Source organism: Neisseria sp. CCUG12390, from assembly GCF_047837985.1.
Taxonomy (GTDB): Bacteria; Pseudomonadota; Gammaproteobacteria; order Burkholderiales; family Neisseriaceae; genus Neisseria.
On record NZ_CP181244.1, the window covers coordinates 230,014 to 252,641 of the forward strand.

Consider the following 22,628-nt stretch of genomic DNA (forward strand, 5'->3'; position numbering starts at 1 on the left):
CGCTATGCCCAATCCGCTTCAAACACGCCGCGCAGGGCGTTGCTCAGGCAGATTTTTTCGGCGCGGCGCAGCATTTGGCGCGTGATGCGGCTTTCGTAAACTTTGTCCGTGTGCAGGTAGCGCATCGGGTTTTCTAGGATTTCTTGGCGCATCACGCCGTTGAGAATGTCCAAATTCAAGGCGGGCGTGTGCCATGCGCCGTCGATTTTGGCGAACACATTGCTGCGGCCGCCTTCCAGCAGCAGGCCGTCTGAATTGAACAGCAGGCTGTCGAACGCGCCGTATGCCGCCGCACTCTGCCATGCCTTGTCGTACACGTCGCGGCGCGTGGTTTTGAAGCGGCGCAGGTAATCGCGGTTCGGCAGGGTTTCGTCGGCAACCGAGACGCTCTGTCTGCCGCTCAAGGCTTGCAGCGGCGCGTGGGAAAACGAGAGGCCGTCTGAATCCAACAGGATTTTGACACGTTGTTTTTCAGACGGCAGATGCGCTATATAGGATTGAATTTGCCGAACATAATCATGCGGCAAGGCCAAATTCAGCGCGTGCGCGGAAGTTTTCAGACGGCCTAAGTGCCGCTCGAGTAAAGCGCAGCGGTTTTGTTCGACTGAAAGCGTTTCAAAAATGCCGAAGTCGGGACGTAAGCCGGTAAGGAAACGCGCTTTCCAGCCGCATTCCTCCCATTCGGCTTGCGCGTCGCTGTCGATGACGATGCCCGAGCCGACGCCGTATTCCGCGCGGTACAGGCCGTCTGAATGTTGCGGACGGTTTTCAGACGGCCTTTCTGTTTGCGGTGCGGTGTTTTCAGACGGCCTCAGTGTCAAAGTCCGAATCACCACGTTCAACACGCCTTCAAAGCCCAAGCCGCTGTCGCACGGGTTGAGAAAGCCGATGCTGCCGGTGTATAAGCCGCGCGGATTTTTTTCCAGCTTTCCGATGATTTCCATGCTCATGCGTTTGGGCGCGCCGGTAATCGAGCCGCAGGGGAACGCGGCGCGGAAAATGCCGGCGGCGGTCGTGTGCGGCACGGCCTGTGCTTCGATGGCGGTCGTCATCTGCCACACGCTGCCGAAGCGCGAGACTTTGAACGGCTCGGGCACGTGCACGGAACCCGTTTGCGCGATTTTGCCCAAATCGTTGCGCAGCAAATCGACAATCATGATGTTTTCAGCGCGGTTTTTCGGGTCGTTTTTCAATTCGTGCGCACGCGCATCGTCCAAGCCGTCGTTGAGAACCGGCGCCGTGCCTTTCATCGGTTCGGTGGTGATGAGGCCGTCTGAACCGATTTTCAGGAAAAGTTCGGGCGAAAAACACAGCGTCCATGTTTCGAGGCCGTCTGAACCGGGCAGGCAGGCGAGCGCGGCATAAGGTACGGGCTGGCGCAGGCGCCGGTATAAATCAATCGGGTTGCCGTAGCTGTCGAAATGCAGACGGGTGGTGTAGTTGATTTGGTAGGTGTCGCCGCGGCGGATGGCTTCGTGGATGTCGCCGACGGCGGCCAGATAATCGGCGCGGGACGTGTCGGAGACGGGCGTGGAAATGCCTGCGGGCAGGCCGTCTGAAAATTGATTCAGCCAGGTTTCGGGGTCAACCGTTTCGCAGCGTTCAAACCAGTGCACGGCCAAAAAGCCGCTTTCGTCTGCGGGCAGGTTCTGCAGCGGCAGGCCGAATGCGTAGTCTGCGCACAACAGGGCAAAACGGCCGTTCTGCCAGCCTTCGCGCAGAACGGAATCGAGCGCGTCGAGTTCGTGTGCGGCAAGAAAACGGCTTTCTATATGATTTTGATAGGATTTTGCTTTGCCGGAAATGGCATCGTCGAGCAGGGTGAAATAAGGCATGCGAAGGCAGGTAAGTGGTTGGATGATACACCTGATTGACATAAATTAACAGAGCAGGCCGCAGCTGCGGACGAATGGTAAGATTATGTAGTTTCAGGCCGAAAAAAAGCGTTAGAATAACAGTAAAGGCAAATCATACCACTAAAACCCTTTCATTTTTTACCAGGAGCGAATATGACGGAAACACAATTGCACCCTTTTGGAGAAATCAAAACCGACACGCAGGAGAACCAATTAGAGGTGTTTGAAAAATCTGTTTTGGAATACGAAGGCCGAGTCACGTCGGAAGATTCCGATTCGGCTCCGCTGCCCGAGAGCTATCCTTACCGCCAGCGGATGCGCCGCTCTGTGTATGAGCGCGAAAAGAAAAAGCTGCAAATCGAGTTGCTGAAAGTGCAAAGCTGGGTCAAAGAATCCGGCCAGCGGATTGTCTGTCTCTTCGAAGGGCGCGATGCGGCGGGCAAGGGCGGTACCATCAAACGCTTTATGGAACACTTAAACCCGCGCGGCGCACGCGTGGTCGCGCTGGAAAAACCGACCACCACCGAACGCGGTCAATGGTATTTCCAACGCTACGTCACCAATCTGCCGACCGCCGGCGAAATCGTTTTCTTTGACCGTTCTTGGTACAACCGTGCAGGTGTCGAGCGCGTGATGGGTTTTTGCGAGCCGAACGAATACATGCTGTTTATGCGCCAAGCCCCTGAATTTGAACGTATGCTGGTGGCCAGCGGGATTCATCTTTTTAAATTCTGGTTCTCCGTGAGTCGTGAAGAACAGCTGCGCCGCTTCATTTCGCGCCGCGACGATCCGCTGAAACATTGGAAACTCTCGCCTGTGGACATTCAGTCGCTCGACCGTTGGGACGACTACACCGAAGCCAAAGACGCGATGTTCTTCCACACCCACACGGGCGATGCGCCGTGGACGATTATCCGCTCCGACGACAAAAAACGCGCTCGCCTGAACTGTATCCGCTATTTCCTGCACAGCTTGGATTACCCGGGCAAGGACGAAAAAGCCATCGGCAGGGTGGACGAAAAAATCATCCTGTCGCCCAATGTGCGCTACCAGCAGCTGCATCTGGAAATCGGCCACGATTAAGCCGCAGTCCGGTTGAAATAACAGGCCGTCTGAAAATGATTTTTCAGACGGCCTGTTTTTCAAATAAACCGTAGTTATATTTCATTTTGATTCGAACGGGGGAATCAAGGGTGTAGTTTGCGGAAACAGGCGGAAGTTAAAAGGTTTGTAATAAATATATGAATAAAATTTACTTATTTCAAAGGATTATCTGATAAAAATAAAACCGTTCCGTCTTTGCGGCAAGCACGGTGTTTCATGATTTAAGTCAAGAATAGCTGTAAAAATATTACCTATACTGATTTTACTGAAAATTTATTACGTTATTTCTGACTTCTTTTCAGGAGAAAAACCATGAACGCATCTGCAGAGAACACAATCAGCCCGGCCGTGGCCGAGGTCAACCGTTTGGTAGAGAAAGGTTTGGCCGCGCTGGATCAGTTCCGTATGCTCAATCAGGAGCAAATCGACTATATCGTGGCCAAGGCTTCGATTGCCGCGCTCGACAAACACGGTGTGCTGGCCATGCACGCGGTGGAGGAAACCGGCCGCGGCGTATTTGAAGACAAGGCCACCAAAAACCTGTTTGCCTGCGAAAACGTCGTGCGCCGCCTGCGCGATTTGAAAACCGTGGGCGTCATCAGCGAAGACGATGTGACCGGCATCACGGAAATTGCCGATCCCGTGGGCGTGATCTGCGGCATCATTCCCACTACCAACCCTACGTCCACCACGATTTTCAAAGCCCTGATTGCGCTCAAAACCCGCAACCCGATTATTTTCTCTTTCCACCCTTCCGCCCAGCAATGTTCCGCCCATGCCGCGCAAATCGTGCGCGATGCCGCCATTGCCTCGGGCGCACCGGAAAACTGCGTGCAATGGATTGAAAAACCGTCGATGGAAGGCACGTCTTCGCTGATGAAGCATCCGGGCGTGGCCACTATTCTGGCTACCGGCGGCAATGCGATGGTGGAAGCGGCTTACTCTTGCGGCAAACCCGCACTCGGCGTGGGGGCGGGCAATGTGCCGGCCTATGTGGAGAAATCCGCCAATATCAAGCAGGCCGCGCACGACATCGTGATGTCGAAAGCGTTCGACAACGGTATGATTTGCGCCAGCGAACAGGCGGTGATTGCCGATAAAGAGATTTATGACGCACTGGCCGACGAATTCAAATCATACGGCGTGTATTTTGCCAATAAAAAAGAAAAAGCATTGCTCGAAGAATTCATCTTCGGCGTGAAAGCCAACAGTGCCAACTGCGGCGGTGCGAAACTCAATGCCGCCGTGGTGGGCAAACCTGCTGCGTGGATTGCCGAGCAGGCCGGTTTCAAAGTGCCGGAAAAAACCAACATCATCATGGTCGAATGCCGCGAAGTCGGCCCCAAAGAGCCGCTGACCCGCGAAAAACTCTCGCCCGTATTGGCCATGCTGAAAGCCGAAACGACCGAAGAGGGCTTGAAATTTTCCGAAGAAATGGTGGAATTCGACGGCTTGGGCCACTCCGCGGCCATCCACAGCGCCGACAAAGAGCTGGTCAAAACCTTCGGCGAACGCGTGAAAGCCCTGCGCGTGATTTGGAACTCGCCTTCTTCGTTCGGCGGCATCGGCGACGTGTACAACGCTTTCCTGCCTTCCCTGACTTTGGGCTGCGGTTCCTACGGCAAAAATTCCGTGGGCGGCAATGTTAATGCCGTGAATCTGTTGAACATCAAAAAAGTAGGCCGTCGGAGAAACAACATGCAATGGTTCAAAGTGCCCGCCAAAATCTATTTCGAGCGCGATTCCATCCAATACCTGCAGGATATGAAGGATTGCGAAAAAGTGATGATTGTCACCGACCGCTCTATGGTGGATTTGGGCTTCGTCGATAAAGTGATCCACCAGTTGAACCTGCGCAAAAACAAAGTCACCGTGCAGCTGTTTACCGATGTGGAAGCCGATCCGAGCGTGCAAACCGTGTATAAAGGCACCGACCTGATGCGCAGCTTCCAGCCCGACACCATCATCGCGCTGGGCGGCGGCTCGCCGATGGACGCAGCCAAAGCCATGTGGCTTTTCTACGAGCAGCCGCAGGTGGATTTCGAAGACTTGGTACAGAAGTTTATGGACATCCGCAAACGCGCGTTCCGCTTCCCCGAATTAGGCCGCAAAGCCAAATTTATCGGCATTCCCACCACTTCGGGAACCGGTTCCGAAGTCACGCCGTTCACCGTTATCAGCGACGGCGACAAAAAATACCCGATTGCCGACTACTCGCTCACGCCGACCATCGCCATCGTTGACCCGTCGTTCACCATGACCGTCCCCGCCGGCGTGACCGCCGATACCGGCATGGACGTGCTCACTCATGCGGTGGAAGCCTATGTTTCGGTGCTGGCCAACGACTTTACCGACGGTTTGGCTCTGCAGGCCATCAAGCTGGTGTTTGAATTTTTGGAACGCTCCTACAAATACGGCGCGGACGATCCCGAAGCACGCGAGCGTATGCACAACGCCTCCACCATCGCCGGCATGGCCTTTGCCAACGCGTTTTTGGGCATCAACCATTCGCTGGCACACAAAGTGGGCGGCAAGTTCCATATCCCGCACGGCCGCACCAACGCGATTTTCCTGCCGCACGTTATCCGCTACAACGGCACGCGTCCGCAGAAAACCGCTACCTGGCCGAAATACAACTACTACAAAGCCGACGTGAAATACCAGGAAATTGCCCGCACGCTCGGACTGCCGTGCAGCACTCCGGCCGAAGGCGTGGCCTCTTTTGCCCAAGCCTGCGACGAATTGGCGCGCAAAGTCGGCATCAAAATGTCGTTCAAAGAACAGGGCATCGACGAAAAAGCCTTTATCGGCGCACGCAGGGAGCTGGCGATGATGGCTTATGAAGACCAATGCTCGCCGGCGAATCCGCGTCTGCCGATGGTGGACGATATGGAGGAAATCCTCACCAAGGCTTATTACGGCGAATAACCGTAAGGCATGAAAACAGGCCGTCTGAAAAGTTTCAGACGGCCTGTGGGCTTTGCAAAAATATCGACCTGTGATTTTTTACTGAAACCTGATTCGTGATGAGTATCGGTAGGTTGGGTTGCAAACCCAACATTTCAGGCGGTTTTATGGGTTTTTGTTGGGTTTTTAACCCAGCCTACGTTTGCTGATTCGTGATGGGCGGTGGAAAATTTTCGTCTTCATGAACCGGAGGCCGTCTGAAAAAAACAGAGCGGATTTCGTCAAAACGGATGCGGTCACTTCGGTGAAGACGGAGTTTTCAGACGGCCTGTAACCGGCTTGCGCCGCATCTTTATTCTTCCAACCCCAAGTTGTCCTGCGCGTTTTCCGCCAAGCGTTTGTCCAACTGTTTTCCTGCTTTCACGCCCAGCAAACGCAGTTTTTCGGCGCGGCTGACGAGATTGCCGCGTCCTTCGGTAAGTTGCTTATAGGCCGTCTGAAACTGGTTTTGCGCCTGTTCGAGGTTTTTTCCGACGCTGTCGAGCGTGGCGACGAAGCCGACGAATTTGTCGTAGAGCCGGCCGCCTTCTTCGGCGATGGCCAGCGCGTTTTGGTTTTGCTGTTCGTTGCGCCAGATATTGGCGACGGTGCGCAGGGTGGCGAGCAGGGTGCTCGGGCCGGCCAGCATGATGCGTTTGTCGAAGCATTCCTGAAACAGGTTGCCGTCGTGTTGCAGCGCGAGCAGGTAGGCCGGTTCGACGGGGACGAACATGAACACGAAATCGAGCGTGTTCACGCCTTCCAAATCGGCGTAATCCTTGCGCGACAGGGTTTTGACGTGGTTGCGGATGCTGGCAGTGTGGGCGGCGAGTTCGCGCGCGGCTTCGTCGGGATTTTGCGCCTGAACGTAGCGTGTGTAGGCGGTGAGCGAGACTTTGGAGTCGATGACGATTTGTTTGCCGTCGGGCAGGTTGATTAACACGTCGGGCTGCAAACGGCGCGTGCCGCCGTCTTCTTCGCGGCGCACGGAGGCGGCTTGGACGGTGTATTCGCGCCCTTTCTGCAGGCCGGAATGTTCCAGTATGCTTTCCAAAACCATTTCGCCCCAGTTGCCCTGCGTTTTGTTTTGTGTGCCGGTGAGCGCGTCGGTCAGGGCTTTGGCATCTTGGTGGAGCTGGACGTTGAGGCTTTGCAGGCGTTTGAGTTCGTTTTCCAGCGTCAGCCGCTCGCGCGCTTCTTTTTCGTAGGTGTTCTGCACCAGCTCGCCGAAGCCGTGGAGCCGTTCGTTGAGCGGGTTGAGCAGCTGCCCCAAATGCTCGCGGTTTTGTTCGGCGAAGCGGCGGCTTTTTTCTTCGAGGATTTGGTTGGCTAAATTGTGAAACTGGTCGCCCAGGCTTTGGCGCGCTTCGGCCAGCAGGGAAAGTTTTTCGTCGGCGGCCCGGCGTTCCTGCTCGATTTGGGTGTGAAGACGTTCGTTGCGGATGTGCAGGTTTTGCGCGGTCTGCTGCAAATCCAGATAATCCTGTTTCAGACGGCCTGCTTCGGCTTCTTTTTCCTGAAGGTGTTCGATTTGGCGGCAGGCGGCGGCGAAGCGGCTGTGGATTTCCTGCGCTTCGGCGTGCAAATCCTGAATTTCGCGTCGGCTGTCGGCCAATTCGGTTTCGACGCGGGATAAGGATTGCGCGGCAAATTCATGCTGCTGCGTGCGTTCGGCAAGCTGCTGGCGGAGTGCGAACTGCTGCGCTTGCGCGGCATGGCGGGTGAGCAGCCACGCAATGAGTGCGCCCAGAAATAAAGCCGCCAGCGCGGTGGCAACGAGATAAAGGGTAAGGTCGGACATGTGAGGCCGTCTGAAAAATCGAAACGGTAAACTATATCATGTTTGGACGAAGCTTTCAGACGGCCTGAGAATGCAAGTGGGAAACTTTTATCATGATGGAAACAAAACCGGTGTTCCGGCAGAAGGGAGTTGGAGGAGGGTGATATTCAGGATGCCAGTTTTACATTTGCTTAATCTGAACAGTTGCGCTCCATGGCCGCGCGGCCACCTACTTTTAGCTTCGCAGAAACTTCGTTTTCTTTGCTTCGCCAAAGAAAACGAAGTTTCTGCGAAGCTAAAAGTAGGCAAAAGAAAAGCGACCGCAGTTGCAGGTCCGCCCTTTGGGGCGAACTTCCCTCCCTACGCAGGATTTTGGCAGCAGGCTCGAACTCGCTGCCTTTGGGCAGCTCAAACAACGAGCCTTTTACTCTGCCAAAATTCTGCTTCGTCCGGCTGCGTCTAGCGGCTTGGGCTGGGTTCTCTAAAAGTGTCTATTGGTTAAAATCGGGCGGTTTCACTTCACCACCCCCAGCAACACTTCCCGCAGCCAGCGGTGCGCCGTGTCCTGTTCGGTGCGTTCGTGCCACGTCATCAGCATGGTAAACCCTTCCACGTCAATCGGCGGCGTCTGCAAATGCACGTTCGGCAGCGTGCGGGCAAGGTGTTGCGGCAGCACGGCGACCAAATCGGAATCCTGCAAAAGCTGGGGCAGCAGCGAAATATGGTTCACCGACACCATGACTTTTCGCTGTCTGCCGAGCTTGTGCAGGGCGGTGTCGGTGGCGCCGCTGAACTCGCCGCCGTTGTAAGACAGCATGGCGAAGGGCAGGGCGCAGAATTGGTCGAGCGTGAGCGCGGTTTTGGCCATCGGATGCGTTTTGCTCATGGCGCAGACGTAGGGTTCGTCGTATAAAACGGTATGCGGCATATCGGCGCCGACGTGGTGCTGGCTCACCAGTGCCAAATCGATTTTGTTTTTTTCAAACAGCGTCTTGATGTTCTGCCCCTGCACGGGCAACAGGGCGACTTTGACATTCGGCGCAAGCCGCCTCAGGCGCAGAATCAGCGGCAGGGCGATAATCTGCTGCACATAATCCATCGCGGCGATGCGCAGGGTCATGTTCAGCTTTTCGGGTTCCAGTTTCGGCGGCGACAGCATCGAGCCGACGTCCTGCAACACTTTGCGCGCAATCTGCCCAAGCTCGAGCGCGCGGTCGGTGGGCTGCACGCCGTGTTGCACGCGCACGAACAGCGGGTCGTCGAAACTCTCGCGCAGGCGGTTGAGAATGCCGCTCATGGCCGGCTGCGTGACCGACAAACGCGCCGCCGCGCGGCTGACGTTGCATTCGTCGAGCAAGACGACGAATGCCTTGAGCAAATTCAAATCCAGCGTTCTTATATCAGACATTGTGATACCTAATTATCAGAATAATCAATTTGAAATAATAACATGATTTCCCTATCATGCCCCTGTCTCAATTTATTCAAGGAACCCGTCATGGCAAAATTCCGCAAGCTGCTGACCCCGGCAACTCTTAAAAACCTGCCGCTCAAAAACCGTGTCATCATGCCGCCGATGTGCCAATATTCGGCTACAGACGGCGTACCTAACGACTGGCATTTCGTGCATTACACCAGCCGCGCCATCGGCGGCGTCGGTCTGATTATCGTGGAAATGACCAATGTCGCGCCCAACGGACGCATTACGCCCAACTGTTTGGGTTTGTGGAACGACGAACAACAACAAGCCTTTAAAAAACTGGTCGACAGCGTCCATGCGCACGGCGCGAAAATCGGCGTGCAGATTGCCCATGCCGGCCGCAAAGCGCAGGACGAGCCGGATGCCGTTGCACCCAGCGCCATTCATTACGGCGAGTTGGACTACGCCGGCCAAAACCTGATTACCCCGCGCGAACTGACGACTCAGGAAGTGAAAGATTTGGTGCAGGCGTTCCAAGATTCGGTGAAGCGTGCAGTTGCCGCCGGTTTCGACACGATCGAGCTGCACGGCGCACACGGCTATCTGATTCACCAATTCTACTCACCAAAATCCAACCGACGCAGTGACGAATACGGCCAAGACAGAATGCTCTTCGGCGAGCAGGTCATCAAAGCCGCCCGCGAAGTCATGCCGTCTGAAATGCCGCTAATCGTGCGCATTTCCGCGCAGGAATACGGCGAAAACGGTTTCGACAGCGACTACGGCGTAGAAGTCGCCAAGCGTTTCTCTGAAGCCGGTGCCGATGTGTTCGACGTGAGCGGCGGCGGTGACGGCGTGCTGCACGCGGGCAACCATCCCGAATTTTACGCCGGCTACCAAGTGGATTTGGCGCGCAAGGTCAAACAGGCGACCGACAAGCCCGTCATTGCCGTGGGTATGCTGGACGACCCTGCCGTGGCCGATCATGTCTTGGGTGTGGGCGATGCCGATTTGGTGGCCGTCGGCCGCGCGCTCTTGCGCGATCCGTATTGGGTGCTGAACGCGCAATACCGCCAAAACGCGTCCGATGCCGCGGAAATGCAGTTTGTACCGCGCCAATACCAACGCGGCTTTATGTAATGTTTTCAGACGGCCTTGATGAAATATCAAGGCTGTTCCGATGATTTTGATTTTGGAGCTTTCATCATGAAGTTTTTCAACAAAGAAGATGTTTTAAACGCCTTTCATTACCGCGCGTCTACCCGTTCTTACGACGGCAGTAAAAAAATCCCTGCCGAAGATTTCAACTATATTCTGGAACTCGGCCGCTTAAGCCCGAGTTCGGTCGGTTCCGAGCCGTGGCAGTTTCTGGTTTTGCAAAACGCCGATATCCGCCAAAAAATCAAACCGTACTGCTGGGGCATTCCGACGATGGAAACTTCCAGCCACATCGTTGCGATTCTGGCGAAGAAAAACGCCCGCTACGACAGCGACTTTTTCGGCGGCGTGATGGACCGCCGCGGCCTGGAAGGCGAAGCGCGCGAAAAAGCACTGGCTATCTACAAAAAATTCCAAGAACAGGACATCGCCATTTTGGACAGCGAACGCGCCCTGTACGACTGGGCGAGCAAGCAAACCTATATCGCCTTGGCCAACATGATGACCGGCGCGGCACTCATCGGCGTGGATTCCTGCCCGATCGAGGGTTTTTCGTATAAAGAAGTGAATCAGATTTTGGCGGAAGAAGGCTTGTTTGACCCTGCCGAATGGGAAGTGTCGGTGATGGTCACGTTCGGCTACCGCGACAAAGAAATCAGACCCAAAGCGCGCAAAACTTTCGAGCAGGTCGTGAAGTTTGTCGAATAACCCCCGGATTGCCGCCCATATGGGCGGTGGTTTGTTTTTTGTGGAGAATGAACATGAAATTCCAAATTTTTGCCGCGACTTTGGCGGGTATGATGACCCTGTCGGCATGGGCGGACGATGCGCACGCCGCCGCAGTTAAGACCATTGCGCTCAATCAAAACGTACACGTTTTGGAAGGACAGGGCGGCAACATCGCCGTGATTGAGGGCAAAAACGGTTTGACGGTGGTGGACACGCAGTTTGCCGATAGTTATCCCGACATCAAAAAAGCCATCGGCAACATCAGCCCCAAACCCGTGCGCTATGTCATCAATACCCACGGACACAACGACCATACCAACGGCAATGCGTCTTTTATGGCGGATTATCAGCCGACCATCATCGCGCACCACAACACCACCGAGCTGATGAAGGCGTTTAACCAAACCGCCAAAACACCGAATACGCTGCCGTATCTGACTTTTGAAAAATCACTCAGCCTGCACGTCGACGAACCCGTCCGCCTGACGTATTTCGCCCGTGCACATACCAACGGCGACATCATCGTCCATCTGCCGCAATCCAACATCATCCATGCCGGCGATATACTGTTTTTCGGGCGGTTTCCGTTTATCGACGTGAAAAACGGCGGCACCATCGACGGCATGATCAACGGCTTGAACGGCGTGTTGGCCTTGGCGGATGAGCGTACCAAAATCATCGCAGGACACGGCAAGGTGGCAAGCAAGGCCGAAGTGCAGAAACACACCGCCATGCTCACCACCATCAGAGATCGCATCGCCAAGCTGAAACAGCAAGGCAAAACCTTAGCCCAAATCCAAGCTTCGCGCCCTGCAAAAGAGTGGGAAAAAAGCCATAATTGGAACTTTATCAACCATGAGAAATTGGTAGAATCGGTTTATCAGAGTCTGCCGTAAAGATGGCGGCGAATTGAAAAAAAGGATACATCATGAACACCATCAAATCCCGTGCGGCGGTGGCTTTTGCGCCCAACGAGCCGTTGAAAATCGTGGAAATTGACGTAGAACGCCCTAAAAAAGGCGAAGTTTTGGTCAAAATCACCCACACAGGCGTGTGCCACACAGACGCATTCACCTTATCGGGAGCCGACCCCGAAGGACTGTTTCCCGTCGTACTCGGACACGAAGGGGCGGGTGTGGTCGTGGAAGTGGGCGAGGGCGTAACGAGCGTGAAGCCGGGCGACCATGTCATTCCGCTCTATACGGCCGAATGCGGCGAATGCGAGTTCTGCCGCTCCGATAAAACCAACCTTTGCGTGGCCGTGCGTGCCACACAGGGCAAGGGCGTAATGCCGGACGGCACCAGCCGCTTTTCATACGAAGGCAAACCGATTTACCACTACATGGGCTGCTCGACTTTCAGCGAATACACGGTGGTTGCCGAAGTGTCGCTGGCCAAAATCAGTCCGGATGCCGACCCCGAAGAAGTCTGCCTGCTCGGTTGCGGCGTCACCACCGGTATCGGCGCGGTACACAACACCGCCAAAGTGCAGGCAGGCGACAGCGTGGCGGTATTCGGTTTGGGCGGCATCGGCTTGGCGGTCATTCAGGGTGCGAAACAGGCAGATGCAGGGCGCATTTTCGCCATCGACACCAACCCCGACAAATTTGCCTTGGCAAAAGAATTCGGTGCGACCGACTGCCTGAACCCGAATGATTTCGACCGGCCGATTCAGGAAGTGCTGATAGAAATGACCAAATGGGGCGTGGATCATACTTTCGAATGCATCGGCAACGTAAACGTCATGCGTGCGGCCTTGGAATCGGCGCACCGCGGCTGGGGGCAGTCAGTGATTATCGGCGTGGCCGGAGCGGGGCAGGAAATTTCGACCCGTCCGTTCCAGTTGGTTACCGGCAGAACCTGGAAAGGTACGGCATTCGGCGGCGTAAAAGGCCGCACCCAACTGCCGGGCATGGTGGAAGACGCCATGAAAGGCAAAATCCGCCTGCGTCCGTTTGTGACTCATACCATGAGCCTGGATAAAATCAACGAAGCATTTGACTTGATGCACGAAGGCAAGTCGATTCGTTCGGTGGTTCATTACTGATTCAGGCCGACGATGCCGTCTGAAAATGTTCAGACGGCATTTCTGTTTTACAGGCAATCATTATCACAGTATCTAATATCGACATATCACAATTATCAATTTCTAATAATAAGCGGAATTCCTTATAATACAGACATTTCCAACCATCCAGGAATCCAGGAGCAGAACCATGACTTACCCTACCCAATCCTACGCCGCATTCAGCGCCACCACCCCGCTGGCTCCGCACAGCTTCGAACGCCGCGATCTGCGCGAAGACGACGTGCTGATTGACATTCTGTACTGCGGCGTCTGCCACAGCGATTTGCACACCGCCCGCAACGACTGGGGCTGGACGCACACCTACCCCATCGTGCCCGGCCACGAAATCATCGGCCGCGTCGCCAAAGTCGGCGCGAACGCCAAAAAATTCCAAGTCGGCGATTTGGTCGGTGTCGGCTGCATGGTGGATTCCTGCCGTACCTGTTCGCCCTGCCGACACGGTTTGGAACAATATTGCGAAGAGGGCAACACCGGCACTTACGGCAGCCATGACCGCCATGACGGCACGCTGACCCAAGGCGGTTACAGCACCGCAGTCGTCGTGAGCGAAGATTTCGTGCTGCGCGTGTCCGAAAAACTCGACACCAAAGCCGTTGCCCCGCTGCTGTGCGCCGGCATCACCACCTATTCGCCGCTGCGCCATTGGAACGTGAAAGCCGGCAGCAAAGTCGCCGTAGTCGGCTTGGGCGGCCTCGGCCACATGGCCGTGAAACTGGCCAAAGCAATGGGCGCAGAAGTGACCCTGTTCACCCGTTCCGCAGGCAAATCCGACGACGCATTCCGCCTCGGCGCGAGCCATGTGGTGCTGTCCACCGACGAAGCGCAGATGCAGGCCGTGGCCAACACCTTCGACGTCATCATCGATACCGTGCCCTACACCCACGACCTGAAACCTTACGTACCGACCTTGGCTCTGGACGGCACGCTGGTGTTGGTCGGCCTGGTCGGCGAGTTGGAGCAGACCATCAACACCGTACCGATGATTATGGGCCGCCGCAGCATTTCGGCTTCAGTTATCGGCGGCATTGCCGAAACGCAGGAAATGCTGGACTTCTGCGCCGAACATAATATCGTGCCGGACGTGGAAATGATTAATATGCAGGACATCAACGCCGCTTACGAGCGTATGCTAAAATCCGACGTGAAATACCGTTTCGTGATCGATATGGCGAGCTTGAAGAAATAAGGCAAGGCCGTCTGAAAACATTTGATTGCACACAGTAAAGCCGTTATTTTCAGACGGCTTTACTTTTGGCTGTCTTTTGGATGTGGAAGATGAAAAATTGATAATCGATGCCGTTATCCCGCGCAGGCGGGAATAACGACAGCTAACCTAACCCTACCGCATTAAACACCACTTTATATACACATCGCACACCGAAACACATGAAAAAACGCTACAAATACCCGCTTATCTTTCTCTGCGTCCTTGTATTGGCCGCCGCTATTTTGGGGATTATGCTCTACCGCAACATCGGCGCGCTGCCCGACGACAGCCGCTTTGCCGGTTTGCCGTATTACAAAAACGGCCAATTCGTGAACCTTTATACCGCCGATTTGCCCTATTATCCCGACAAAGCCACCGGACAGGGCGGTTTTGTCCGCTTTGACGGCTATACGCCGAAAGGCCGTCTGCCGATGGAGATGCTGGATAAAAGCAGTTTCAGACGGCCTGAACATTTCGCCTATTATTGGTTGGGACACGGTTCGGCCATTCTGGAATTGGACGGCCAACGTTTCCTGTTCGACCCCGTACTCGACAACGCCAATCCGCTCAACGCGCCCCTGATTGCGCCGCGTTTCCAGGAAGCACCGATTAAGCGCGAAGATTTGCCCGACATCGATGCCGTGCTGATTACGCACGACCATTACGACCATCTGGAAGCAGCGACCATGCGCTATCTGGCGGACAAGGCCAAACGCTTTATCGCACCGCTGGGCGTGGGTGCGCGGCTGGAATCGTGGGGCGTGCCGTCTGAAAAAATCACCGAACTCGGTTGGGGCGATGCAGCAAACATCGGCAGCGTCAAACTCACCGCCGAACCGACCCAGCATTATTCGTCGCGCTGGACCGACGACCGCAACAAAACCCTGTGGGCATCGTTTGTGCTGGAAGGCAGCAAGCGGCTGTATTGGAGCGGCGACACGGGCTACGCGCAGCATTTTGCCGACATCGGCCAAAAATACGGCGGCTTCGACCTTGCTTTTATGGAAATCGACGCCGCCAACGCAGGCTGGCCGAAAACGCATATGTTCGCCCACCAGTCGGTGCAGGCCGTGTTGGATTTGAAGGCGGAAAAAATGGTGCCCATGCACTGGGGCGTGTTCAGCTTGGGGCGCAACCCGTGGTACGAATCGATCGATAATGCGGTGAAAAGTGCCAAGGAACACGGCCTTCCTATCGACGTGCCGAAAATGGGCGAAAAATACACCGACGGCTTTACCGGCGGCGAGTGGTGGACGGATAGGGCATTGCGGCGTGAATAACCGGTTTAAAACCGACAGAATTGGCGGCATTTGCCTTGCCGCATGTCTATATTCGGTAAAAGGCAGAACCCGTAGGTACGGTTACGCTTTGCTTGGGGCAAAGCCAACCGTACCTACGTTAATCATTCGATGAGTTGGCATAAGAAGGCCGTCTGAAAGTATATTGCTTTCAGACGGCCTTTGCGTTACCAGTCTTCCCCTTCAAACCGTTCTGCCAAAAAATCCAGCAGACTGCGCACGGCCAGGGGCAGGCGGTGGCGGGTCAGATAGAGTGCGTAAAGCGAATAAACCGGCAGCGCCCAATCGGTCAGCACGGTTTTCAGACGGCCTTGGGCGAGATAACCGTTCACCATGTATTTGGGCAGCATGGCGATGCCGCCGCCGGAGAGTACGCAGTTGAGCAGAGCGTTGCTGTCGTTGACGGAAAACGGGCTGGTTAATTCGAGCGCGGTTTCTTTGCCGTCGCGGAAAAAGCGCCAGGTTTTCTGGTTGACGTTGGCGTGGGCGAGGTAACGGTGGCGGGTCAAATCCTGCGGCGTAGTGGGCGTACCGAAGCGGCTCAGGTAGTCGGGCGTGGCGACAAGAAGGGAATGGATTTGGTTGAGCCGCCGCGCGACTAGGCCGGGTTCTACCTGATTGGTAAACCGCAGGGCCAAATCGATGCGGTTTTCGAGCAGGTCGGTTTTTTGGTCGGAAAGCTGCAACTGGATATTGAGCTTGGGATGCAAATCCATAAAGTCTTGCAGCGCGCGCAGAAGGTGCGAACCGCCGAAAGAAGGGTTGGCGGCGATGCGCAACGTGCCGCTTAGCTCTCCCGAGCGGGCGAGAAAATCCTGTTCGATGCCGTCGGTCAGGTCGGCCATTTTGCGGCAATATTCCAAGGCTTGTTCGCCCGCTTCGGTGAGCGACACTTTGCGCGTGGTGCGCTGCAAAAGGCGCGCTTTAAACCAGTCTTCCAGCAAGGCCACCGCGCGGCTGACCATGGGTTTGGATAAATCCAAACGCTCCGCCGTGGCGGTGAAGCTGCCGGTTTCGGCAACGGTTAAAAAGACTTTGGCGGCGGTAATTCGGTCCATTTTGCTTCTATTGTTTCGTTATTTGAAATAATTATATTCAAAAAAAGCACTTTTTCCCATTTTTTATTTCACTATAATGCACATCATCAAGTGTTATAGAAACAAGGAAAATCAAATGAAAGTCAAAGCACTTTTAATTTCTACCGCGTTGGCTGCGGCCGTATTGACCGGTTGTCAAAATACTAACGCCGCTGCCCGTACAGGCGTGGCACAGACCGCGCAGCAACAACAAGTCGAGCGCAATAAAGCCAATGCCTTGGCCTTTTACGAAATGGCGTTCAACCAACACAAAGTCAAAGAGGCGACCGAAAAATATGTCGGTGATGTGTATTTGCAGCACAATCCGGGCGTTGCCGACGGCGGCCAAGCCTTTATCGATGCCTTTGTGCCGTTCTTAAAAGAACATCCGAAATCCAAAGCTGAAATCAAGCGCGTGATGGCAGACGGTGATTTGGTGATGTTGCACGTGCACAGCACCATCGATGAAAAAGACCGCGGCGAAGCGGTGGTGGATATCTTCCGTTTTGATGAAAACGGCAAAATCGTCGAGCATTGGGACGTTATCCAACAAGTGCCGGAAAAAACCGCCAGCGGCCGTTCGATGTTTTGATTTGGTAAGGAATAAGCTATGAAAAAAATCGCAGTGATCGGTGCAACCGGCTATGTCGGCGCTGCCGTGGTGAAAGAATTGGCCGCACGCGGCCATCAGGTAACAGGTTTTGCCCGCCATACGGATAAAGTATTGAAAGCGGATAATGTGCAGGCGGTGAATTTCGATGTCAACGCGGGTAACTTCGCCGAACAGCTGCAAGGTTTTGATGCAGTGGTCAGCGCGTTTAACCCGGGCTGGGACAATCCCAACATCGGCTCGGATTTCACGCGCGGCGCGAATGCCATCATTGAAGCGGCCAAAACCGCGCAAGTGCCGTATTTGCTGATTGTTGGCGGCGCAGGCAGCCTGTATGTCGCACCAGATGTGCAAGTCATTGACACGCCTGATTTTCCCAAAGAAATCTACGACGGCGCAAATGCCGCCCGCCACTTATTGAACGACTTGCGCGACCGCCGCGACGTGAATTGGGCGTTTGTTTCACCGCCCGCAGCCTTGGGCGCAGACGGCGGCTTCAGCGAAGAACGCTTGGGTTCATACCGCTTGGGCGGCGAAGAACTGCTGATGAACGGCAACGAGCCTGCGGGCATTTCGGTGGCGGATTTGGCCATTGCGATTGCCGATGACGTAGAAAACAAAGCGCATCTGTTCAAACGCTTTACCGTCGCAGCTGAGTAAATGATTGCATAAATCAAGGCAGGCCGTCTGAAAGCCATACTTTCAGACGGCCTTTATTTGCAAAGTGATTAGTCATGGGCAATCGCAGTTATTGAATTTTACTAAATTACATGGTTTCCGTTGAAATTTATCCAATATTATCTGATTGAAATTTAATGAAAAAATCATTTTTCTATAAAAGTGCTACATAAATGCAACGCCTAAACCGGTTCAAATTTCCCTCAAAAAGCCAATTTGTAATCATGCCGTAATAAAGACATCGGTGTCATTCAGACAGACATCGATGTCATTTTCAAAATAAAATATTTAATATCATAAATTATCAAAACAAATGATTTATGGATTATTTCTTTACTAAAAATATGTTTATTTTAACAGTTAAAGCGGTATGATTCGTCCTGTCGACAAGGCAAATAGGCTTTGTCGAAAGAGGAAATGTTGCTAAACAACATATTTAAACCAGATAAAGGAAATAAATTACATGAAACATTTGATGACCTTAGCCGCTGCGTCTTTAATCGGTATGGCCGGTGTGACTGCTTCTGCTGCCATCATTGCCCGCAATATCGCGGACGCCGCTAAAAAATAATGACAGTTAACATTGACGAAAACATATACGCTTCACTGTAAGTGAACGCCACAGACAACACTCGACAAGAAAAGAAGATTTCTGCCGGCTCAGTATCCGGCAGGATGAAATCAGGAAAGGAAACAGGTATGCAAGAATTAATCAAATTGGCCGCGGCCTCATTAATCGGTATGTCAGGCTTGACCGTGAGCGCGACAAACGTGGCGCAAAACATGGCTGATGCCGCAGGTAAATAAACAGAGAAATACGCAGATACAATGCGTTTTGGTGGTAGACAAAGGCCGTCTGAAATTTCAGACGGCCTTTTATTTGGAAGGAAAGCCTTTTTTAACGATATTTATTGAAAACGCCATCGGTAAACCGATGGCGTTTGATTTATCTGGTGGGTCGTGAAGGATTCGAACCTTCGACCAACGGATTAAAAGTCCGCTGCTCTACCGACTGAGCTAACGACCCGATAAGCTGCGTATTATAGTTGCCGGGTCTTGAGCTGTCAAGCCTGGGCGGGTATGGCAAGATATTTTTTAAATAGGGTAATGTCGGCTTATTGGGTTTGCCAAAGCAGCAACCGCTTCATGCGGCCGGTTTGCTCGGAAATCTTGTCCTGTTGCATTCACTATTTTTTATCATCAAACCATACCGCCAACAAAAAGGCCGTCTGAAAATTCAGACGGCCTTGAAATCCATTCGTTATTGACGGATGCGTACAGCAGGTGCAGGAGCGACTTCGCGGATAATCACTTCGCGGACAGGCTCTTTTTCTTTAGGAGCGCAGCCTTCAGGATTCCAGAAGAAGCTTTGTGCGTTTTTGTCTTTATCGAACAGGATTTTGTATTGGCAGGTTTTGTGTTCGCCGTTTTCACGGTAGTTGAACAGGTAATCCCACTCGCGAACGCCGTACAGACCTTCCTGATGGTGCGGGCGGCCGATCAGGTTGTAGATTTGGTCTTTGTTCATGCCGGCTTCGATTTGGCGCACATTGTCCCAATTCGGCCAAGAACCGTGTTGGGTACCGTTGTGGCGGAAAGTGGTTTTAGCCGGATCAGGCCATACCGGGTTTTCGGTTGTGCCTTCTTTGGTTACTTTGCTCAAGTTGCAGGCAGACAGTGCCAAAGCCGCGATGACGGGTAATGCGATTGCTGATAATTTCATGATTTTTCCTTTATGTATGCTTTAACAGGCCGTCTGAAACAACGGCCTCAGGTTTTACCATTGATAGCCTACGCTGCCGCCCCAGTTGATGTCTTTTTGAGTGTTCACACCCAAGCCGGCTTTGATAGACCATTTGTTGTTATCAGAATTGCGCGCATAACCGATGGCCAAAGCCTGTTGGTCGCGGAAACCGCCCACGGCCGCAGAAACGATGCTCTTACCCGCTTCGTTAGGACGTTGCAGGAAAGCGATTGCGGTGGCACCTGCGATACCGGCACGCAAATCTTTTTCCATGTCGTTCATGCGGTCATTGAAGCCGCTGATGCGGTTGTCGATGTTGTCAAGTCGGTCATCGATGTTGATGTGGGTATTCAAAGCATCTTTGGCGCGGTCAGACAAATCGATTGTGTAAGTTGTGTCGGTCGCACCGTTGGCACCTGTGGCGGTGGTCGGTGTTACCGTTACATATTCGGAACCGGAGCGCGAAGTAGAGCTGTTGGCCGAAATGGTGTATACCGGATTGTCATCATCATCGGTAGAGGGGTTGACCACAACGTTGTCGCCTGCCTTGATTTCCGTATTCAGACGTTTGCTCAGGTCGTTGGTCAGCAGATACAGTTGCGAACCGTTGATTGCATCGGTAGAAGAGGCGGTTACACGGCCTGCCGCAACATTGGTAACGGTACGTTCTTGGCCTGCGCTGCCTACGCTGACGGTCGCAACCGGCGCATTACCGGCAAAACCGCTGTAAGTCACGCCGTTGACAGTCGCTTCATTGGTACCGACTGCTGCCTGGGTGGTGGAAAGTGCACCCAATGCCACAGAGAAATCTTCTGTTGCAGAAGCACCGCGACCCAATGCTACAGAAGCACCTGCTGACGCATTAGACTGCATACCTGAAGCCACGCTGCCTAAGCCGGAAGCTTTGGCATTTGCACCGGTTGCAACCGATACGCCACCGCTGGCTGCCGCACCTGAGCCTAAGGCAACTGCTGCACCGCCGCTGGCATTGGCACCGCGACCTAAAGCTGTTGCATTACCTGAGCTGGCGTTGGCATTCATACCCAAAGCGGTAGCACTGGTAGCTGAAGCTTGGGCGTTAGCACCCAACGCAATGGCTGAACCTGCTGTTGCTTTTGCACCGCTGCCCACAGCAGTCGCACCGCCGGCAGTTGCCCCGGTTGTCGCACCGACGGCAGTCGCGTTGTATCCGGTGGCATTGGATTGTCCGCCGATAGAAGTCGCTCTTGTACCGTTAGATGTAGCCAGGCTGCCGATAGAAATCGCAGAACCGCCTTCTGTTTTTGCATGGGAACCAAAGGATAAAGCACTCAGACCTTTGGCATTGCTGTTAATGCCGACTGCAACGGCATAATCACCGTCTACAGCTGCCTGAGTATCAGTGGTGGTGCGAGGCTGGATTTTTACATAATCATCTGCCAAATTGGCTGCCATAGCGTGAGCAGACAACAATCCCCCTGCGAGCAAAACCGATACTAATTGCTTGGTTTTTGCGGTGTGTTTCATAATTATCTCCCTGATAAAAACACGATATCGATAAATATAACCTTCAACCGATTAGAAAACGCAATATGACATTGACAATAAAACAGGCATTATTTAAAATAAATAATGACAATGTTCTATACGATGCAATATCAACGGTAGATGAAGATATATTAACTATAAAAATTAAGTCGGTTCGGTTTAGTTTCCTTTGCAACTTAATGATTATTCGTTAATTATTATAGATATCCTTGTTGATGGTGATTTATTTTATTTTTAAATTGATTTTTAGTTTTCATTAATAATAATTAATGATTAATTGAACAATTTTTAATATTTAAAATTACATAAGGCATCATCACGTAATGAAGATAATACATCGCGGAATATAATTTGATATATTCCGCTATTATGTTTGTTTTTTAGAAAATTTAATACCAAAAGAAAATCTGTCTTTGTATTGGGTTAAATTTCTTTAAGTATTATTCCATTAAGGTATTATTTTCATGGTGCGCTGCAAAATTTTTCCCGATATACTCAATTTCCCATTTGTCATTATTAAACTGTAACAGAGATACTGTTGCATTTTCGACACTTTTATATAAAGTCGATTTTTTATCGATTAATTTCAGTATCCCTGTGATGGCCATGCCGTGGGAAACCAATAATACTTTGCCGTTCTCCGGTGCATATCCCGCTATTTTTTCCAAACCTTTTTTCAGACGGCCCATAAATCGGGCTTCGTTTTCAGCCAGTCCCAAGGGATCGAGTACGCTGACGCTTTCGGCCAGCATGTGGTAATCTGCGGTTCGGTAAGCTTCCAGCCATGCCTTTACCGACTCGTAACCGCATTGCCTTGCAATCATGCCGTGTACGTTTTGTACCAAATCCCCTTCAAAACCGCCGAAACAGTATTCCCGCACTTCTTCAATGACCTGTAAGGCCAAGTCGGATTGACCTTTTGCCTCTAAAATCAACTTGGCCGTATCCGCCGCACGCGGGCTGATGCTGCAAAACGCAGCGTCAAACTCGACTTTGCCTTTCAGGGCGCGCCCCAATGCACGGGCGGCTTCTTGTCCTTCCGGCAGCAAGGGCGAATCGCTCCATCCCTGCAGACGGCCTACTTTGTTGAATACGGTTTTGCCGTGGCGTACCAAATAGACTTCCAAAGCCATGATTTATCCTTTATTCCGATTGTTGATGATATTTTCAGACGGCCTTCATGTTTCTTGAAAACCGATTCAGGCTGAACACGGCCTGTGATGATTTCCGAAGAATGCGGCAGCCATCTTAAACCTTGCGGCACTGTTTTTCAAAAACGGCTCAAGTGCGGTCAGGTTATTTTACCTGTCGCGGCCGGGTATCCGATTTTCTCCGCTTACCCTGAACAGGCGGAAATGGCGGACACAGACTTTGGGGGTTTAAGCTGGGTTTTATAAAGGCCTCTT

Annotated in this window: 18 protein-coding genes and 1 tRNA gene; 11 read left to right on the forward strand and 8 right to left on the reverse strand. The window is 53.0% G+C overall.

Annotated elements, in window-relative coordinates; all coding sequences use genetic code 11:
* Positions 1-2 precede the first annotated feature (2 nt).
* The gene (locus ACM67E_RS01220) at positions 3-1,835 is read right to left on the reverse strand and encodes a bifunctional chorismate-binding protein/class IV aminotransferase (protein WP_416191838.1); all 1,833 of its coding nucleotides are present in this window, start codon (positions 1,833-1,835) and stop codon (positions 3-5) included.
* Between the two features lie 174 nt (positions 1,836-2,009).
* On the opposite strand from ACM67E_RS01220, the gene ppk2 reads away from it, so the two are divergent.
* A complete protein-coding gene (ppk2, locus tag ACM67E_RS01225; protein WP_416191839.1) occupies positions 2,010-2,939 on the forward strand; it encodes a polyphosphate kinase 2 in 930 nt (309 codons plus the stop codon).
* 333 nt (positions 2,940-3,272) lie between these two features.
* On the forward strand, positions 3,273-5,888 hold the full coding sequence (adhE, locus tag ACM67E_RS01230; RefSeq protein ID WP_416191840.1) for a bifunctional acetaldehyde-CoA/alcohol dehydrogenase: 2,616 nt from the start codon (positions 3,273-3,275) through the stop codon (positions 5,886-5,888).
* A gap of 331 nt (positions 5,889-6,219) precedes the next feature.
* Here adhE and rmuC read toward each other — a convergent pair whose 3' ends face one another.
* Positions 6,220-7,707: a DNA recombination protein RmuC gene (gene rmuC / locus ACM67E_RS01235; RefSeq protein ID WP_416191841.1), complete on the reverse strand. Its 1,488-nt coding sequence runs from the start codon at positions 7,705-7,707 to the stop codon at positions 6,220-6,222.
* Between the two features lie 493 nt (positions 7,708-8,200).
* Positions 8,201-9,094: a LysR family transcriptional regulator gene (locus ACM67E_RS01240; protein WP_416191842.1), complete on the reverse strand. Its 894-nt coding sequence runs from the start codon at positions 9,092-9,094 to the stop codon at positions 8,201-8,203.
* A gap of 90 nt (positions 9,095-9,184) precedes the next feature.
* Between ACM67E_RS01240 and ACM67E_RS01245 the strand changes: the two genes are divergently transcribed.
* The 6 genes from ACM67E_RS01245 (at position 9,185) to ACM67E_RS01270 (ending at position 15,569) form a co-directional block, all read left to right on the forward strand.
* The gene (locus ACM67E_RS01245; RefSeq protein WP_416191843.1) at positions 9,185-10,246 is read left to right on the forward strand and encodes an NADH:flavin oxidoreductase/NADH oxidase; all 1,062 of its coding nucleotides are present in this window, start codon (positions 9,185-9,187) and stop codon (positions 10,244-10,246) included.
* A 66-nt stretch (positions 10,247-10,312) separates the two neighbouring features.
* Entirely contained in the window at positions 10,313-10,972 is a 660-nt protein-coding gene (locus ACM67E_RS01250) for an NAD(P)H-dependent oxidoreductase (RefSeq protein WP_416191844.1), read from the forward strand.
* Between the two features lie 53 nt (positions 10,973-11,025).
* Complete coding sequence (locus ACM67E_RS01255) at positions 11,026-11,889, forward strand: MBL fold metallo-hydrolase (RefSeq protein WP_416191845.1); 864 nt, start codon at positions 11,026-11,028, stop codon at positions 11,887-11,889.
* Between the two features lie 41 nt (positions 11,890-11,930).
* A complete protein-coding gene (locus ACM67E_RS01260; protein ID WP_416192709.1) occupies positions 11,931-13,040 on the forward strand; it encodes an S-(hydroxymethyl)glutathione dehydrogenase/class III alcohol dehydrogenase in 1,110 nt (369 codons plus the stop codon).
* A gap of 169 nt (positions 13,041-13,209) precedes the next feature.
* Positions 13,210-14,268 (forward strand): NAD(P)-dependent alcohol dehydrogenase, encoded by a 1,059-nt coding sequence (locus ACM67E_RS01265; protein ID WP_416191846.1) that lies wholly within the window; start codon positions 13,210-13,212, stop codon positions 14,266-14,268.
* 200 nt (positions 14,269-14,468) lie between these two features.
* On the forward strand, positions 14,469-15,569 hold the full coding sequence (locus ACM67E_RS01270; RefSeq protein ID WP_416191847.1) for an MBL fold metallo-hydrolase: 1,101 nt from the start codon (positions 14,469-14,471) through the stop codon (positions 15,567-15,569).
* Between the two features lie 185 nt (positions 15,570-15,754).
* Here ACM67E_RS01270 and ACM67E_RS01275 read toward each other — a convergent pair whose 3' ends face one another.
* Positions 15,755-16,645 (reverse strand): LysR family transcriptional regulator, encoded by an 891-nt coding sequence (locus ACM67E_RS01275; RefSeq protein ID WP_416191848.1) that lies wholly within the window; start codon positions 16,643-16,645, stop codon positions 15,755-15,757.
* Between the two features lie 115 nt (positions 16,646-16,760).
* Between ACM67E_RS01275 and ACM67E_RS01280 the strand changes: the two genes are divergently transcribed.
* The gene (locus ACM67E_RS01280) at positions 16,761-17,255 is read left to right on the forward strand and encodes a nuclear transport factor 2 family protein (protein WP_416191849.1); all 495 of its coding nucleotides are present in this window, start codon (positions 16,761-16,763) and stop codon (positions 17,253-17,255) included.
* An 18-nt stretch (positions 17,256-17,273) separates the two neighbouring features.
* Positions 17,274-17,933, forward strand: a complete 660-nt coding sequence (locus tag ACM67E_RS01285; protein ID WP_416191850.1) for an NAD(P)-dependent oxidoreductase — start codon at positions 17,274-17,276, stop codon at positions 17,931-17,933.
* A gap of 969 nt (positions 17,934-18,902) precedes the next feature.
* Here the strand turns inward: ACM67E_RS01285 and ACM67E_RS01290 are convergent.
* The 4 genes from ACM67E_RS01290 to ACM67E_RS01305 all read right to left on the reverse strand — a co-directional run bounded on the left by ACM67E_RS01290 (position 18,903) and on the right by ACM67E_RS01305 (position 22,355).
* A tRNA-Lys gene (locus ACM67E_RS01290) sits at positions 18,903-18,978 on the reverse strand.
* Positions 18,979-19,212: 234 nt separating this feature from the next.
* Positions 19,213-19,674, reverse strand: coding sequence for an outer membrane protein assembly factor BamE (locus ACM67E_RS01295; protein ID WP_416191851.1), 462 nt, complete (start codon positions 19,672-19,674; stop codon positions 19,213-19,215).
* A 54-nt stretch (positions 19,675-19,728) separates the two neighbouring features.
* Positions 19,729-21,201, reverse strand: a complete 1,473-nt coding sequence (locus tag ACM67E_RS01300; protein ID WP_416191852.1) for a YadA-like family protein — start codon at positions 21,199-21,201, stop codon at positions 19,729-19,731.
* Positions 21,202-21,662: 461 nt separating this feature from the next.
* The gene (locus ACM67E_RS01305) at positions 21,663-22,355 is read right to left on the reverse strand and encodes a histidine phosphatase family protein (RefSeq protein WP_416191853.1); all 693 of its coding nucleotides are present in this window, start codon (positions 22,353-22,355) and stop codon (positions 21,663-21,665) included.
* Positions 22,356-22,442: 87 nt separating this feature from the next.
* On the opposite strand from ACM67E_RS01305, the gene ACM67E_RS01310 reads away from it, so the two are divergent.
* Positions 22,443-22,619, forward strand: coding sequence for a hypothetical protein (locus ACM67E_RS01310; RefSeq protein ID WP_416191854.1), 177 nt, complete (start codon positions 22,443-22,445; stop codon positions 22,617-22,619).
* The last annotated feature ends 9 nt before the right edge of the window (positions 22,620-22,628 follow it).